14 protein-coding genes are annotated in these 16,201 nt (G+C 48.7%); 7 read left to right on the top strand and 7 right to left on the bottom strand.

Going from position 1 to position 16,201, the window contains the following annotated elements; translation table 11 throughout:
- Positions 1-21: 21 nt before the first annotated feature.
- From DYH27_RS01800 to recA, 6 genes are all read left to right on the top strand, one after another.
- Positions 22-1,464 carry a M56 family metallopeptidase gene (locus DYH27_RS01800; protein WP_025067995.1) on the top strand — a complete coding sequence of 481 codons (1,443 nt, stop codon included), beginning with the start codon at positions 22-24 and terminating at the stop codon, positions 1,462-1,464.
- A gap of 104 nt (positions 1,465-1,568) precedes the next feature.
- On the top strand, positions 1,569-2,510 hold the full coding sequence (locus tag DYH27_RS01805; protein ID WP_025067996.1) for a tetratricopeptide repeat protein: 942 nt from the start codon (positions 1,569-1,571) through the stop codon (positions 2,508-2,510).
- A gap of 262 nt (positions 2,511-2,772) precedes the next feature.
- Positions 2,773-3,393 carry a DUF6621 family protein gene (locus DYH27_RS01810; protein WP_013671632.1) on the top strand — a complete coding sequence of 207 codons (621 nt, stop codon included), beginning with the start codon at positions 2,773-2,775 and terminating at the stop codon, positions 3,391-3,393.
- A 13-nt stretch (positions 3,394-3,406) separates the two neighbouring features.
- Entirely contained in the window at positions 3,407-4,645 is a 1,239-nt protein-coding gene (locus DYH27_RS01815) for a saccharopine dehydrogenase family protein (protein WP_025067997.1), read from the top strand.
- 4 nt (positions 4,646-4,649) lie between these two features.
- Entirely contained in the window at positions 4,650-4,970 is a 321-nt protein-coding gene (locus DYH27_RS01820; protein ID WP_025067998.1) for a TfoX/Sxy family protein, read from the top strand.
- A 32-nt stretch (positions 4,971-5,002) separates the two neighbouring features.
- Positions 5,003-6,028: a recombinase RecA gene (recA, locus tag DYH27_RS01825; protein WP_029216479.1), complete on the top strand. Its 1,026-nt coding sequence runs from the start codon at positions 5,003-5,005 to the stop codon at positions 6,026-6,028.
- Positions 6,029-6,120: 92 nt separating this feature from the next.
- Here the strand turns inward: recA and DYH27_RS13355 are convergent, their stop codons facing one another.
- Positions 6,121-6,276: a hypothetical protein gene (locus tag DYH27_RS13355; protein ID WP_004351654.1), complete on the bottom strand. Its 156-nt coding sequence runs from the start codon at positions 6,274-6,276 to the stop codon at positions 6,121-6,123.
- Between the two features lie 152 nt (positions 6,277-6,428).
- On the opposite strand from DYH27_RS13355, the gene DYH27_RS01830 reads away from it, so the two are divergent.
- Complete coding sequence (locus DYH27_RS01830; protein WP_025067999.1) at positions 6,429-10,451, top strand: DEAD/DEAH box helicase; 4,023 nt, start codon at positions 6,429-6,431, stop codon at positions 10,449-10,451.
- 135 nt (positions 10,452-10,586) lie between these two features.
- On the opposite strand, the gene DYH27_RS01835 is transcribed toward DYH27_RS01830, so the two are convergent.
- From DYH27_RS01835 to surE, 6 genes are all read right to left on the bottom strand, one after another.
- Positions 10,587-10,949 (bottom strand): GntR family transcriptional regulator, encoded by a 363-nt coding sequence (locus DYH27_RS01835; protein WP_025068000.1) that lies wholly within the window; start codon positions 10,947-10,949, stop codon positions 10,587-10,589.
- Between the two features lie 5 nt (positions 10,950-10,954).
- Entirely contained in the window at positions 10,955-11,758 is an 804-nt protein-coding gene (locus tag DYH27_RS01840; RefSeq protein ID WP_025068001.1) for a hypothetical protein, read from the bottom strand.
- Positions 11,759-11,777: 19 nt separating this feature from the next.
- A complete protein-coding gene (locus DYH27_RS01845) occupies positions 11,778-12,506 on the bottom strand; it encodes a GIN domain-containing protein (RefSeq protein WP_025068002.1) in 729 nt (242 codons plus the stop codon).
- A gap of 19 nt (positions 12,507-12,525) precedes the next feature.
- Positions 12,526-13,347, bottom strand: coding sequence for an ABC transporter ATP-binding protein (locus DYH27_RS01850; RefSeq protein ID WP_025068003.1), 822 nt, complete (start codon positions 13,345-13,347; stop codon positions 12,526-12,528).
- 878 nt (positions 13,348-14,225) lie between these two features.
- Complete coding sequence (lpxB, locus tag DYH27_RS01860) at positions 14,226-15,386, bottom strand: lipid-A-disaccharide synthase (protein WP_025068004.1); 1,161 nt, start codon at positions 15,384-15,386, stop codon at positions 14,226-14,228.
- Positions 15,387-15,398: 12 nt separating this feature from the next.
- Positions 15,399-16,172 (bottom strand): 5'/3'-nucleotidase SurE, encoded by a 774-nt coding sequence (gene surE / locus DYH27_RS01865; protein WP_004351679.1) that lies wholly within the window; start codon positions 16,170-16,172, stop codon positions 15,399-15,401.
- Positions 16,173-16,201: the final 29 nt, after the last annotated feature.

The raw sequence follows: 16,201 nt of genomic DNA on the forward strand, positions 1-16,201 counted from the left end.
TCACCTGAAAATATAAAAGCTATGGGCATTTGTTTTTTGAAGATAAACATAGCACTCGTCATTCTTTTTGGCTTTTACAAGCTAATATTTTCGAGTGACACCTTTTTTTCTTGGAAAAGGGCAGCACTGATGGGAATGTATGTCGTTGCGGTTTTGGTACCGGGACTGAATTGTTCTTATTGGTTGAACAAGAGCGTTAGGGTGGTTTCCATGGCTAACGAATATGCCGATATTATTCTTCCCATTGTGACCATTACGCCGGGTGATAACGGTTCATTTGACTGGGAGACTTTCGCCATGACGGCTTATAGCATGGTAGTCGCTGTGTTGTTGTTGCGCCTTCTTTGGCAGTTGTCTGCAATTGTCCTGCTAAAGCGTAAGTGCAAGACGGCGGAAGTGTGTGGCATAAACGTCTATCTGTTAGAAGGGGATGAGGGTCCCTTCTCATTCTTCCACTGGATATTTCTGAATCCAATGAGACACAGCCTGCTGGAGCTGGACGAGATAATCGCACATGAGCGGGCACATTGCAGACAGCTCCATTCCCTTGACATTCTCTTTGCAGAGCTGTTTGCCATTGTCTTCTGGGTCAATCCATTTGCCTGGCTGCTGAAGCGTGAAGTGAGATTAAACCTGGAGTTTCTTGCTGATAATAACGTCCTGGCAGGAGGGCGAGACAGCAAGGAGTACCAATACCACCTGTTGGGATTGGCTTATAGAAAGAATGTAGCTACAATATCAAATAATTTTAATGTCTTACCCCTTAAGAAACGTATTAAGATGATGAACAAGAAACGAACCAATGGAGTAGCAAAAGCAAAGTATGTACTCTATGTCCCGTTGGCTGTAATGTTGCTTGCTGTGAGTAACATAGAGATTGTGGCACGCGAAATCGCCAGTGCAACAACTAACGGATCTGCAACCGCAGTGAGTGTTAACAAGCAAGTATCCAAGCCATTGATGGTTCAGAAAGAAAAGCCAATGGTGGTTGAGAAGAGTAATGCGGATTTGCCTGTCGGGAAAGAAGAGAAATCAGAGACGGAGGATGCTGTACCATTGACAGCGGAGGCAGAAGCCCCCGCAGTGGAGAATGAGGAGGCAGCCACGGAAGCATTTGAAGAGGAGCAGACAGATCAGAAGCAAAAGGAAGGAGCCCGAAAGGTCTATACTGTATCCGAAGAAATGCCTTCGTTTAATGGGAGTGTCAATACATGGCTGGTACAGAACATGAAATATCCTGTTGATGCAGCACGCAATAAGGAACAGGGGACCGTGATTGTGAAATTCATCATAACAGCCCAGGGTGAGGTGAAGGATCCTGTCATCGTGCGTTCAATATCTCCGTCACTTGACAAGGAGGCACTGCGTGTGGTTTCTGTAATGCCGAAATGGAATCCAGGGAAAAACAAAGGAAAGTTTGTAGATGTGTACTACTGTATTCCTATTCGGTTTAAACTGAACTGAAACGAGTGGAATCGATTTCTATGAGGCCGGGCTGTCCGGCTGACGGGTCTCATGGAAATCGTCTTACAATTTGATGTGCCTTAACTTTAAACAGATCCTGCACTATGCGGAAATTCATAATATGCCTTGTGATTTTATCCGGTATCCCCCTGTATGGTATGTCCCAGAATTATAAAAGGGATATCGAGAGAGGAGATAGCTGTATGGGAGTGTATGATTACTATAATGCTCTTTCATTTTACAGGCAGGCGCAGGTGCAGCGTGATGATCACGTTGTCAGAATGAAACTCGCCGACTGTTATTATCATCGTACATCGTATCAGCAATGTGCAAATCTCCTGCGGGCAGTCCCTGTGGACACGTTGACCCACGAAGCACTCAGGGAATTGTATTATTCGCTTGGTGCAACCCGGAGAATCGCCATGCAGGTCTTCTATGGAATGACACTGGTGGAACGGTTCCCGAGGGACAGCCATGTTATAGCCGATCTTATCGGCGTACTGTTGAGTCAGGATTATAACAGGCCCGAAATGGCAGTCATGTATGGCGAGCAGTACTGTAAGACGGACTCTTTCAATACGGAAGTCAATCGTTCCTTGGGGGAAGCGTACTTCATAGAGCGAAAGTTCACACAGTGTATTGATACTTATAGACGGGTGTTTGCTGCCGGTGACACGACTTATAATTCGCTCTATTATACAGCAGGAGCATTTGAGTATATGGAGAATCTTGACTCTGCCGTGTATTATTTCACCAAGGCTGTAGAAATGAATCCCAAGATGGCTGTCGGCAACTACAGGTTGGGTATTGTGGAGAATAAGCTCGGACGATTTGATGCTGCCCTTATACATTTGAAAACTGCTGCAGAACTTTATGAACCCAGCAAGCCGCTCATGTTTGTTATTTACAAGAACATGGGAGATGCAAAGTATTGTCAGAAAAACTTCAAGGAGGCTTATCTCTACTGGGGATATGCACTGGCTTATAATGAAGATAAAGAACTGACGGAGAAACGCATTGCATTGAAGAAGCAATTGAAATTATAACTTGTAAAAGAAGGATTGCGGATGTTGCCGGGATGAGAGTAATTTGCAGTTGGAGAAGGACTGTACTCTCCAAAAGCAAACAGAACTTATTGAATCAGGATGGGCTTACTTTCCCAGGAACTTTTCCAAAAGCAATGCGGAATTGTCAATTTAAAGGAGATTCCACATGGGAAATTATGCTGTTTAAGTTTTATCGGACAGCAATGACAAAAAATAATCTATTTGTTTTGCATTTCATTTGATTTAGTGTATCTTTGTGGCTATGAATGCACAAGAAGCACAGAGCATTAAATGGAGTGAGAACATCATCATCGTGGACGGCGACTATATAGACCGTGTCGCTTTCGACCTCATCGTGAATTTTGAACGGATGCTGGACCGCCGTATTCCTGCCGCCGACTTCAGTCAGTGGGTGGTTGACGTTGCGCTTGACGGACGGTTGCGCCCCGGTAATCATGAGACGCAGGTGGTTCTTCTGCATGATAAGAAGAATCAGAAATTAGAGAATTTCGCTCCTTCTTCTTACGGTAACGAACTCAACGGGCAGGCATTCAGGGATGCCAGACTCGGTGAGTTTATCATCAACAGCATTGCTACAGGTGATGAAAACACAACGAAGGATGCAGTTCTGCTTGACCTCTTGAAAACGCTTTGCAACCATGGAGAAGTAAGGCGAATCATGATTGTGCCCGATGCAGAGGATGGGGCATTGCTTCATTCAATAAAGCACACTTTGAATGATGTTGATGATGAACTGAAGCACATCACGTTATTTGCTATGCAGCCCATAGAATGCGGTAACTTCAGACAAGCAATATTGGGGTATTCAATACTGAATGCGATGGGAATTTCTTCTGCGGAAATAGACAGCAAGATAAAATAATAAATAAGACATAATGGGAAAAGTTTTAATGATTGGTGCAGGTGGCGTTGCTACTGTAGCCGCTTTTAAGATTGTCCAGAATCAGGACGTGTTTACGGAGTTCATGATTGCCAGCCGTCGCAAAGAGAAATGTGACGCACTGGTCAAGGCTATTCATGATAAAGGGTATAAGGCTGATATCAAGACTGCACAGGTTGATGCAGATGATGTTGAGCAGTTGAAGGAACTCTTCAATTCATTCAAGCCTGAGCTGGTTATCAATCTTGCACTGCCTTATCAGGACTTGACGATTATGGACGCTTGTCTGGCTTGCGGTTGTAACTATTTGGATACAGCCAATTACGAACCAAAGGATGAGGCACACTTCGAGTACAGCTGGCAGTGGGCTTACAAGGACAAGTTCGAGAAGGCGGGCTTGACAGCTATCCTCGGTTGTGGTTTCGATCCGGGAGTTTCGCAGGCTTATACGGCATACGCAGCAAAGCATCACTTTGATGAGATTCACTATCTTGATATTGTAGACTGCAACGCTGGTAACCATCATAAGGCATTTGCAACGAATTTCAATCCAGAGATCAATATCCGTGAAATCACTCAGAAGGGACTTTACTATGAGAATGGAAAATGGATTGAGACAGAGCCATTGGCTGTGCATCAGGATTTGACCTATCCGAACATCGGCCCCCGTGACTCTTATCTCATGCACCACGAAGAACTGGAGTCGCTGGTGAAGAATTATCCTACCATCAAGCGTGCCCGCTTCTGGATGACATTCGGCAAGCAGTACCTTACTTATCTTGACTGCATCCAGATTCTTGGCATGAGCCGTATTGATGAGATTGAGTATGAAGCACCATTAGCAGACGGCTCTGGCAAGACAGCGAAGGTTAAGATAGTGCCTTTGCAGTTCTTGAAGGCTGTATTGCCTAACCCACAAGATCTCGGTGAGAACTATGATGGTGAGACCTCTATTGGCTGCCGTATTCGTGGTATCAAGGATGGTAAGGAACAGACTTATTACATCTATAACAACTGCAAGCACCAGGATGCCTATAATGAAACAGGTATGCAGGGTGTCAGCTATACGACTGGCGTACCAGCAATGGCTGGTGCAATGATGTTCTTCAAGGGTCTTTGGCGTAAGCCCGGAGTCTGGAATGTGGAAGACTTCGACCCAGATCCATTCTTGGAGGTACTCAATAAGCAGGGCTTACCTTGGCACGAAGAGTTTGGTGGTGATTTAGAACTATAAGAAGATGGCTTGCTCTTTAGACTTTATTGAATTTGTCAGTAGTCAGATAGCTGCTGCAGGGACTGTGAGATATAGGAAGATGTTTGGTGGCTACATGGTTTATGTTGACGAAAAGCCTGTTATCATAGTTTGTGACAATATACCTTATGTCAAAGAACACGAGGCAATTAAATCAATGATGTTATCTGCCGAACGTGGATTCCCTTATGAAGGAGCTAAAGAACACTACGTTTTAGATGTTTCAAGGTCTGATTTTGCAGTCAGGGTTGTTAAGACCTTAGCTGAGGTTTTACCCTATCCAAAGAGCAGAAAAAAGAATAAATAATGTTTTATCAATTAAAAACAAGATAATAGTATATGGCAAAAGAAAATACAGGTACGACATCGGCAGCTGAAGGTAAACTGAAAGCTTTGCAGGCTGCAATGTCTAAGATAGAAAAAGACTTTGGTAAAGGGTCCATCATGCGTATGGGCGATGAGCAAATAGAGAATGTAGAGGTAATCCCAACGGGTAGTGTGGCACTTGACACAGCACTCGGTGTGGGCGGTTATCCACGTGGTAGAATCATTGAGATTTATGGTCCAGAGAGTTCTGGTAAGACAACATTGGCTATCCATGCCATTGCTGAAGCACAGAAGCAGGGTGGTATCGCAGCCTTCATTGATGCTGAGCACGCATTCGATCGTTTTTATGCAGAGAAGCTCGGTGTGGATGTTGACAACCTTTGGATTTCTCAGCCAGACAATGGCGAGCAGGCTTTGGAGATTGCAGACCAGCTGATTCGCTCTTCTGCTATTGACATCCTCGTTGTCGATTCTGTTGCCGCCCTTACTCCGAAGAAGGAGATAGAAGGCGATATGGGCGACTCTGCTGTCGGTCTGCAGGCACGCTTGATGAGTCAGGCTCTGCGGAAACTCACCTCAACTATCTCAAAGACCAACACCTGTTGCATCTTCATCAACCAGTTACGTGAGAAGATTGGTGTGATGTTCGGTAACCCAGAGACAACAACGGGTGGCAACGCCCTGAAGTTTTACAGTTCTGTACGCCTTGATATCCGCCGTGTTACATCTATCAAGGACGGCGATCAGGTGATTGGTAACCAAGTTCGTGTAAAGGTTGTCAAGAACAAGGTAGCTCCTCCTTTCCGCAAGGCAGAGTTTGAGATAACCTTCGGTGAGGGAATCTCAAAGATCGGTGAGATTGTCGACCTGGGCGTTCAATATGGTATCATTCAGAAGAGTGGCAGCTGGTTCAGCTACAACGGTACGAAACTTGCCCAGGGACGTGATGCCACCAAGACAATGATCAAGGATAATCCTGAACTGGCCGAAGAATTGGAAGGGCTGATAAAGCAGGCTATTGCCGAACAGTCGAAATAAGTGAACGGAGAGTGTCGGGAATGTCAATTCTGCAGGGCAGACAACCCGTCTGTCCTGCCGTTTTGTGTCGGATGGTTCCGTGCGCTCTCTTCCTATATGGAACAGTAGTCAGGCATCCATCCATGGATGGCATAGGCGTTGTCTTTCATCAGTCTCTGCACATAACGTATCCTACCGAACATTGAGACACCCGTTCCCAAGGCTTGGGAATCCTGTTCCCAGGCATCGGGACTTCTGTTCCCAGGCATCGGGACTTCTGTTCCCAGGCATCGGGAATCGTGTTCCCGGGTGTCGGTATGACATCTGTTTGCAGGAATGACGGCAGGAACAGTGCTTCTTTCGTGAATCCGGCCTTGTCTTTCTTTGCTTAAAGTACCATCATAATTTATTTTTTACTCCCATGTTACCGTTCTCTTCCCTTTCTTCCAATGAGCGTGCGCTTCTTATGCTGATGGCTTATTTTTATAGTGACAAGCTTACAGAAGGCAAGCTTAGGAATCTGTCAGCCATGATAATGTCCCCGGCTCTCTTTAAGCAGGTTTTTGTTTCGTTGAGGAAAAAGAAAGTCTTACGGGAAGAACTTAAATACTATTACAATGGTCCTAAGGTCTACCAGATAGGGAAGGAAATGGTGATACCGGCTGTCATCAGTCTTTTCAAGGCGGAAAACAAAAGGCTGTTGACCAGCATCCGTTCCGCTTATAATGCAGAACATAGATATGGTAAACCGGCATCGCTGGTCCGTCTGACAGCTTATTTTGCTGCGCCGACCGAACCGGAGGCGATAGAGTCGGCTTATGGGCAGACTGTTGATGATTTTTGCAGAAGCTGTTCCGCCCTGCTTTGTGACAAGGAGTATGCTTCGTTCTTTCAGTCTGTTTCTGACGATGTGTTCTCAGGAATTCTGAATCTCTCTCTCTGTGAAGCTTTGATACAGGATAAGGAGATTGACTGGGCTTATCTGAAAGGTCTTGTATCAGACTCCAGGAAGAATACACTGCTTCAGAAGCGCACCCTGGAATCCGTTTTCGCATTCTATTATTATTTGGGGACCGGTGAATTCTGCATCGATCTTCATAAGTCCATTGTCAATCCTTTCAGTCTCCAGGTAGCAGCCATTGACGCTTTGTACAAAGGCGACAATGCTTTGGCTTACAAGCTCTACACCAAGGCGATGACGGCGAACAACAAGGTTGCTCCCCAGAAAGGCATCTTCATAAATCCCATTTCAAATTATTATTTCGCACTCGCCTCCATCCTGACCAATACAGAGACATCCTTGAAAAAAGTCGAGACGATGATAAAACGGAATGGCGAAAGCTTTTATTCGCCGACTTATTTCCTGGTATCACCGTTAAAGGCTTATTTCTGTGACAAGTCAGACCCGGAGATTCCCAAGCAGGCCTATGAGAAGCTTTTTGAAAATACAGATATGCGGATGGTACTCTGGTTGACCTGGAGGCTGTACCGCCGTCTTGGCATTCTCTCTGACAGCGTGTCCAGGCCTCTTGAGAAGCCGAACTGGGCTTACCTGAAGCATGAGGTGGAAGTTGCGGAAGACAAGTCCTATGCAGGGGAGCTGCATAAGAAATTTGGAGGAGCATCTGTGCTTGGCAGGCTGGAGATAAAGTCGGTATGGCAGCTCCGGTTGGAAACGCTCATTGCAGAGAGCCGTGAAGATGGTGACAAGGGGAAAAGTGATGATCGTGAGTCAATGCTGGCGTATCTTATCCGTTATGGCATAATAGTTCCGATTCTTAAACGAAGGCTGAAGAACGGTGCCTGGTCCGTAGGAAAAGAACTGTCGGTCCGCGAACTGCTCAATCTCAATGATCCCTGTCTGGATTCCGTAGATCAGCATATCAAAGAAAGTGTTTCCCCGTGGGAATATAATATTTATGTTGACAAGTATATCTATCTCTTCGTCGACTGCGACCATGTTTACACAGGGACTACTTACGACCTGCATCCGGTGACGGTCCACTACGAGAAGCCCTATCTGATCATCGACAAGAGGAAGGACGGTTCCTTCGGTGTCTCAACGAATGTCGAAGAACTGGAGAAAGGCGAAAAAGGGTCCTTCTTCTACAGAAAGAATACGGAAACAGACTATTCCGTGTTTATCCCTTCAGCCTTTGAATACAAGACTTATAAGAATATTCTTGCGCAGAAGGTTTATCCGGCTGAGGCCGAGCCGCTGCTCATCCAGCTGATTACGGAAATCGGCGGGAAGACCGAGATACATTCTAATATGGTGGCGGAACTCGGCACTCTGGAGCGTGCTGATGTGCAGCCCTGCATCGTCCTCCGTGTTGTCTCCGCAGCGGACAGCAGCTTTCAGCTTACAGCTTCTGTCCGTGCCTCAGACAGCCTCGCCTTTGTCCCGGGGAAAGGAAACATTACTGCAATTGCCGAACGGGACGGAAAGAAATTCCAGCTGGTACGCAACCTGAAGCAGGAACGGGAGAACATGAAGCAAATCAGCAGGGGATTGTCTGAACTGGACTTCTTTGAAGAGGAGGAATGGATGCCGGAGAGTATTGCCGAATCGTTGACACTCCCTATCCGGACGATGCTCCCTTTCATCCAGTGGTGCAAGGAACACGAAGATGTCTGTGTGATGGAGTGGGCTGAAGGGTGTAGGATAACCTGTCATCCGTCTGTCAGCAGCAGTGCGGCACATATTGCCATTAATCCGAAGAACAACTGGTTTGAGGTGGAGGGCGATATCGAAATCAGCGATGGACAGGTCCTCTCGCTGCAGAGACTGCTCGACCTGATGCACCAGAATGCCCGGCAGAAGTATATCCGCATCGGCGACAATGAATTCATCACCATCAGCAGCCAGCTTTCGCGCATTCTGAAACGTCTCGATACAGTGACAAACGAGAGCCGTTCACATCTGCAGATGGCTCCGACGGCCGTGTCGCTGTTGGGCGACCTGCTGGACGATGAGACCCTGGACATCCAGTACAACGAGGCTGTAGACGCATTACGCCGTCGTATTGAGGAGAGCAGCAGGCAGGTCCCCGTCGTTCCCAAGACGTTGCAGGCACAGCTGCGCGACTATCAGGAGGAGGGATTTGAATGGATGTCGAAACTGACAGCATGGGGTGCCGGTGTCTGTCTGGCAGATGACATGGGACTGGGTAAGACCGTCCAGACAACAGCCCTTCTGCTTGAACAACAGGAAAAAGGGGCATCGCTGATTGTTGCTCCGGCATCGGTCGTACCTAACTGGTGCAATGAGCTCCGGCGTTTCGCACCGACTTTGAATGTAACGGTACTCAATCAGAGCGAGGACCGTTCCAAGGACATAAAGGAAGCCAAGGCAGGCGACATCATCATCATAACGTATGCCTTGCTGAACATCCAGCAGGAAGACCTCACTGCCCGTGAATGGAATGTTGTCTGTCTGGACGAGGCGCATACCATCAAGAATGCCAATACGAAGATGTCGAAGGCGGCCATGCGGCTGCAGGCGCAGCGCAGGGTGATACTGACGGGTACGCCTATCCAGAACCATCTGGCAGAACTGTGGAACCTCTTCCAGTTCATCAATCCCGGACTTCTGGGAAGTGCCGAGCAGTTCAAAAAGAAGTTTATCCTGCCTATCGAGGGTGACAACGACAAGAACCGGCAGAGTCAGCTCCGTAAACTGATTTCACCCTTCCTGCTGCGGAGAACGAAGAGCGAGGTCATCGATGAGCTGCCGGAGAAGAATGAAATCAAACTGCCTGTTGAATTGTCGTCTGACGAAATGGCCATGTATGAAGTCCGCAGGCGTGAAACGGAAGAAAGGGTGCGTGCCAATGTCGGCGACAAGATGAGTACGCTGGCGGAGATTACCCGCCTTCGCCAGATGGCGTGCAGCTGTTCGCTGGTCGACAGGAAATGGAAACTCCCCAGCAGCAAGGTGCTTGCTTTCATCGACCTGGCCGAGAGCCTTGACGAAAGCGGCAACCGTGCTCTTGTCTTCAGCCAGTTCACGAGTTTCTTTGAGGAAGTGAAGCAGGCTATGGACAAGGCGAAGCTGTCTTATCTCTACCTTGACGGCAGCACGCCGATGGCTATGCGCGAAAAGCTGGTGAAGGACTTCCAGACGGGCAAGTGTCCCTTCTTCCTGATCAGTCTGAAAGCGGGCGGACTCGGACTGAATCTTACGGGTGCAAACTATGTCATCCACCTTGATCCCTGGTGGAATCCGGCTATCGAACAGCAGGCTACCGACCGTGCCTACCGCATCGGTCAGAAGCAGAATGTGACGGTCTATCATCTGATCAGCCAGCATACCATTGAAGAGAAAATCCTCCGTCTGCACAAGACGAAGCGTAATCTTTCCGACTCGCTCCTCGAGGGGTCCGACATCGCGCATGCTATGACGCAGGAAGAGCTGCTCGAACTGTTGCAGGACAACAGATAGCCGTTTGCTGTCGTCGTACGTCTGTGAGAAATCCGAATGACAAAGAAGCCAAAGGAGGTAGACCGATGTTTTTTATGGCGAACTACATATCGGTCCAGCTCTTTTGGCTTCTGGGTCTGTTTCTGAATAAGATTGTTACTGCCGTTGAAGTTTTGTCCACTCCTCCTCAATCTCTTCCATGGTGATTCCCAAGAGATTCATTTCACGGAAGAGGGAAGGGAGTGTCCGGGTGAGAAAGACCTTCCGCCGTACAGTCATGATCTGCTTCCTTGCGCCGGGCGAGACGAAGTAGCCCAGTCCGCGCCGGTTATAGATGATCTCTTCACGTGCGAGCAGTTCATAAGCCTTCACGGCGGTGTTGGTGTTTACCTGCAGCATGACGGCATACTCCCGGACAGACGGTATGCGGTCGTCGGCTTTATAGGTTCCAGCAATGATCTCGTCGCATAGGCGGTCGGCCATCTGTTCGTATATTGCCTTGTTATCCTCGAATTTTATCATGTTCAAATGTTTATCCAGCGGTTATTGATCACTTGCATACGTGTATAGAGTTTGTACGAGCCCCAATACATCAGTATGATTAATGCCCAGCAGACGATGTTGTTGATGATGTGGCACCACAGTGTGTCTGGTAGATACACAACGTAATCGGTGTTGGTTTGTATCAGGAAAGCGAAAAGCGTAATGCCTGCCAAAACTGAAATTGCGATGATTGTCATTGCCGCCACGGTCTTCAGCCAAGCCGTCTTGCGGAAGAGCATACCGCCTAAGATGGCAAAGGCATTGGACAGCAGCATGGCCTCCAGCTTTGCCCATAGTGGCGTGGGACCCGTGTTCATCATTGGGAATTGGGAGAACGCACCGATGAGGGAGGCTCTTCCACCGTGGTGAATCATCATGTTGAGAAGCTGCTGCGCACAGTCTGCTGCAAGGAATGCCGCCATGATGACAGCAGGAAAGGCGATGGTTACGAGCAGGACCCGTGCGAGGAACTTCTCAAGGTTTGTGGCAGGGAGCATCATCTCGTTGAGGCGTGACTGCCGGGCTGACAGGTCCTTGATGACCATTGTGGCGATGACGAAGAATGCCACAAGGCAGATGATGCCGATGAAGTTCTGTGCGCCTGCGAGATTCCATGCCATCTCTTCATGTGAAAGGGCCGTCCAGTAAAAGGGCTGGCTGTTCAGCATGGCGATGATGAAGAAAGTAATGGCAAAGCCAGAGAAAGTATTGGTCAGTGAGCGGCGTCGTACGAGGATGAGACGGCTCATCACTTTCCCGAAGCGGTTTAAATCAAACTTTTTCATGTTTTTCTCTCCTTGTTCTTTATTTCGTTCTTGTTGTGTGGTCTGTGATTCCGCCGTTTCCGGTCACGTTCTGCCGTATAGGCAGGCGTGTCGTACCCGTGAGTTTGATGCCGGCATTGCCCGACACGTCGAAGGATGCGGTGTCTGCCCGGTTGAAGTTTATCTCCATTCCGGCGTTGCCGCTGATGTCGAAGGTTGCACGGCGAGCGGTGAGATTCTTGAATTTCACGCCTGCATTGCCCGAGAGTTCCATGTCGAGCTGTCCCACTTTCATCCGGTGTACCTTGACGGCAGAGTTTCCATCAATGTTGAGACTGAGCCTGTCGAACGTTACGGAGTCGGGGAATACCAGCGAGGCATTGCCGTCCTGGCTGATTTTCGTGAGCGTCGGGGAGGTGATATACACCTTGATTGTATTGTCTCCCTGATGGGAATGGCCAAAGAAGACGATTTTGTTCGAGCCAGCCTCGTCCGTGCTGTTGACGTTCAGAACGTTGTTCTTCACGCCTATTTTCATGCAGTCCAGCAGCTTTTTCTTGCCTTCGAGTCTGACACTGTATTCCTTGCCTTGCAGGAAGTAGACAGCTGTGTTTCCGTTCAGTTCCACGCTATTGAAGCTGGGGACAGTCATTGTCTTCTTGACGGTCGGGCCGTAGTCGGGCTTCTTCATGATGCAGGAACAGAGCAGCAGCGTGCAGACTGCGATGGACAGAGTGGCAGTGATGGTCTTGGTGGATGGTTTCTTCATAATAATGTCCTCCTTAGTTTTATTTTAGTTTACCTGATGTCACGGCATTGAACAGTAGTTCCAGATTGACGGGCGTCTCGCTGTAGCCTTCCTTTCGTCGTGCAATAGTGGCGTTTCCCTGCAGCGACGGTTCGGCATAGAGCACGGTATCGTCCATCTCGGCGGGCTGACGGATGCTGAAAGTATAATCTGATGTAATCTGTTCTGTAGCGGCATTGAGCAGTATCCGAGATTTGTCAAGGATGAGGATATGGTCCAGCAGCTGCTCCACGTCATGCACCTGATGGGTTGAGATGACAAGCGAAGAACCTTCGGTCATGTTGCCGGCAACTACCTGCCGGAAGAGTGCTTTGGAAGGAATGTCCAATCCGTTGGTGGGTTCGTCCATCAGGATAATCCGGCAGCCTGTTGCCAGGGCAAAGCTCATGTACACCTTCTTTTTCTGTCCCATGGACAGCTGTTTCATGTCCACTTCTGTCGGCATCTCAAAGTCTGCGAGGCACTTCTTGAGTGTTTCCCTGCTGAACCGTGGATAGAAGTCTTCGTGGATTCTGGTGTAACTTGCCAGGGTCATGTCGGGCAGGTCGTACTCTTCCGGTACGAGATACAGTTCCTGCAACATCTGCGGGTAACGGCGTGAAGCCGTGAGGCCATCTATCAGGATACTGCCTTTCTTCGGTTTCAGTAATCCTGCGATAAGATAGAGCAGGGTACTTTTCCCCATTCCGTTCTTGCCCAGCAGTCCGTAGATGCGGCTTTCGCTGAGTTGGAGCGTCAGCCCCTCAAAAACTCTGTGCTTGTTTCCCGGATAGCTGAAGGTGAGGTCGTTTACTTGAATCATAAGCCATTTCTCTTTTAATTGGGATTGTTCTTGTATGTTGTATTCCGTATGTTTTCTTATAGTTACTGTGTACTATATCAATATTACACTGCAAAAGTAGAACAATTATTTGATATTTGCAAGTCTTTTGGTCAAAAAAACAAGATGAGAAGCAATATTTCTTTTCCGGCCTCTTTTGTCCGGTCTTCCTTCATGGATAGGTTATACAGGATGTAATGATGATGTAACTGATTGAGAGGAACAGATTTGTACGATCTGATAAGATATATGGGAGATGCTGGGAACCTGCTGTTTCTGAATAGATATTAAATAGCCGTTTCATAATTTCTTCTAATGCTGTCCGATAAAACTCGAACAGCATAATTCCCATGCGTAATTTCTTTTGAACGGACAATTCCGTATGTTTTTCGGGGAGGTAAGCCCCTCTGGTCAGACAAGTGCTGCCGATACGGTTTTTTACCAGCTACAAGCCGGTCCCATCCCGGCAATATATTGTAAGGTTCGGGCCGTCAACACGGCTGGTGTCTGCCTGCAACTCCATAGGTGACGGGCATCAGCACATCTGCCGGAAAGGCCGGTTCGTTCCTGTCGCTATCATATACGGCAAGACACTGATGGCTGACTTGCACGGGAAATGCTTACCGGACAGCACTGAAATCCTTCCTGTCCGGTTTCTACATTCCCGCCCTCATTCCCCGTCTGTTCTATGACCGGTGGCAAGGAATGAGGCTGCCGGAGGTGCAGGATATACATCACAAGCAGTCCGGGGCAGACTGGGAGGGGGAGAGCGTGTGGTTGTATCGGACAGGGTAATGGCAGACAAAAGCAAGGCAGGCGGCGCATTGCTGAGAATATCGGTCAGACAGGTCTCCCGCCTGTCAATCCGTCGGTCCGTCTACTTGTCTACCCGACAATTTCCCGACCATGATTCTTGCAGCGTTGTCAGGTGCTGTCGCATTGCCCAGCTGCGTGCGTACAAGCTGGTAATCGGCGAGCATACGGTCGCGGCCGGTCTGGCCAGGTAGAATCCGATAGAGTTCGTCGGCAATGTTGCGGACAGAGAAACGGTCGGCAAGGAGTTCCTGTACGATTTCCTTGTCGGCAATAAGATTGACGAGGGAGATGAAACGTACCTTGATGATATGCTTGAAAGCAAAGTGGATCAATTTAGGAACAGGCGTCTCGTAACAGACAACCTGCGGGACGTTCAGCAAAGCGGTTTCGAGTGTCGCCGTACCGCTGGTGACGAGGGCTGCTGTGGAGTGGGCGAGAAGTTCGTAGGTCTGCGTCTTCACCATCTTTGCCTCACTGTCACCTAAAAACTTCTTATAGTAACTTTCAGTGATAGAAGGTGCCGCGGCAATCACCATCTGATAATCTGCAAAGTGGCGTGCCGCCTCGAGCATGGAAGGCAGGTTGTCCTTGATTTCCTGCCTTCTGCTTCCTGCAAGGATGGCGATGATGGGCTTGGCAGACAGACCGTTCCGCTGGCAGAATTCGTCCTTTGTCTCCGTATAGACATGGCGGAAGTTGTCTACCTCTTCGGCTGTCGGGTTGCCGACGTAATGTATTCTGTAATGGTGCTTCTTCTCATAGAAGGACACTTCGAACGGCAGGATGGAGAACATCTCCCTCACGTCACGCTTGATAGATTTGATACGCCACTCCTTCCATGCCCATATCTTCGGCGAGATGTAATAGTAGACGGGAATGTCCGTGTTCTTCTTTACAAACTTTGCAATGCTGAGGTTGAAGCCCGGATAGTCGACGAGGATGACGACATCGGGCTTCCATCGCACAATGTCCTCTTTGCACATCTTCATGTTCCTGAAGATGACAGGCAGATGGAGCAGTACGGGAACAAAACCCATGTAAGCCAGTTCACGATAATGCTTCACACGTGTGCCGCCAGCTCTGGTCATCAGGTCGCCGCCAAAGAAACGGAACTCGGCATCAGGGTCGTACTGCCTGAGCGACAGCATGAGGCGTGAGGCGTGCAGGTCGCCTGAGGCTTCTCCGACTATCAGATAATACTTCATAACATCTGTGAATTAAAGGGATTCCCACGTTTTCATCTTGTCGAGCAGCTCATGGTCGGTCACATCAATTTTCGTCGGTGTGACAGAGACATAGTCGTGCTCCAGTGCCCACTGGTCATTGTCGGCTGCTTCGGGTTCGTCGTTGCGGTAATGCCCCGTCATCCAGTAATAGTCGAATCCGCGGGGATGACTGCAACGTACAACTTCGTTTGTCCAGCTGCCGAACCCCATGCGGCAGACTTTCAGGCCTGCGAACTTTTCTGTCTTCGGGAAGTTCACGTTCAGGCAGATTCCTTTCGGCAGTCCCTCGGCAAGAACTTTCCTGACAATGGTTCTTACATAACCGCGCAGATAAGAGAGGTCGGCATTGGGGTCGTAGTCGCAGCTCGAGAAGGCGATGGACGGAATGTATTTCATGCAGCCCTCATAGGCAATGCCCATCGTCCCGCTGTAATGGTTGTTCACGGAAGAGTTGTCGCCGTGGTTGATGCCTCCCAGGATGAGGTCGGGCTTCCGTCCGGTAAAGATCTGGTCCAGCGCCAGCTTCACACAGTCGACAGGTGTCCCTGTACACGACCATACCTCACAGCCGGGTATGTTGTGGCGTTTCTTCAGCAGCAGGTAGTCAACCACGGAGAAGGCACATGAAAATCCCGAACGGGCAGCCTCCGGCGCACAGACAACAACCTGGGCGAAGTCGGAGAGGAACGAGACGAGGGTGCGGATGCCGTTGGAGTGGTAGCCGTCGTCGTTGGAGATGAGTATGAGTGGTTTCTTAGAATCCATAATCTTCACTTTGATTTCCGTGCAAAAGT

Origin of the sequence: Prevotella denticola (assembly GCF_900454835.1) — a bacterium.
GTDB lineage: Bacteria > Bacteroidota > Bacteroidia > Bacteroidales > Bacteroidaceae > Prevotella > Prevotella denticola.

Bases quoted from the DNA above. Each gene is read 5' to 3' on its own strand.
- DYH27_RS01800 (WP_025067995.1), top strand. From the start codon at position 22: ATGGGCATTTGTTTTTTGAAGATAAACATAGCACTCGTCATTCTTTTT.
- DYH27_RS01840 (WP_025068001.1), bottom strand. From the start codon at position 11,758: ATGAAAAAGTTTGATTTAAACCGCTTCGGGAAAGTGATGAGCCGTCTC.
- DYH27_RS01805 (WP_025067996.1), top strand. From the start codon at position 1,569: ATGCGGAAATTCATAATATGCCTTGTGATTTTATCCGGTATCCCCCTG.
- recA (WP_029216479.1), top strand. From the start codon at position 5,003: ATGGCAAAAGAAAATACAGGTACGACATCGGCAGCTGAAGGTAAACTG.
- DYH27_RS01810 (WP_013671632.1), top strand. From the start codon at position 2,773: ATGAATGCACAAGAAGCACAGAGCATTAAATGGAGTGAGAACATCATC.
- DYH27_RS13355 (WP_004351654.1), bottom strand. From the start codon at position 6,276: ATGCCTGGGAACAGAAGTCCCGATGCCTGGGAACAGGATTCCCAAGCC.
- surE (WP_004351679.1), bottom strand. From the start codon at position 16,172: ATGGATTCTAAGAAACCACTCATACTCATCTCCAACGACGACGGCTAC.
- DYH27_RS01845 (WP_025068002.1), bottom strand. From the start codon at position 12,506: ATGAAGAAACCATCCACCAAGACCATCACTGCCACTCTGTCCATCGCA.
- DYH27_RS01830 (WP_025067999.1), top strand. From the start codon at position 6,429: ATGTTACCGTTCTCTTCCCTTTCTTCCAATGAGCGTGCGCTTCTTATG.
- DYH27_RS01815 (WP_025067997.1), top strand. From the start codon at position 3,407: ATGGGAAAAGTTTTAATGATTGGTGCAGGTGGCGTTGCTACTGTAGCC.
- lpxB (WP_025068004.1), bottom strand. From the start codon at position 15,386: ATGAAGTATTATCTGATAGTCGGAGAAGCCTCAGGCGACCTGCACGCC.
- DYH27_RS01820 (WP_025067998.1), top strand. From the start codon at position 4,650: ATGGCTTGCTCTTTAGACTTTATTGAATTTGTCAGTAGTCAGATAGCT.
- DYH27_RS01850 (WP_025068003.1), bottom strand. From the start codon at position 13,347: ATGATTCAAGTAAACGACCTCACCTTCAGCTATCCGGGAAACAAGCAC.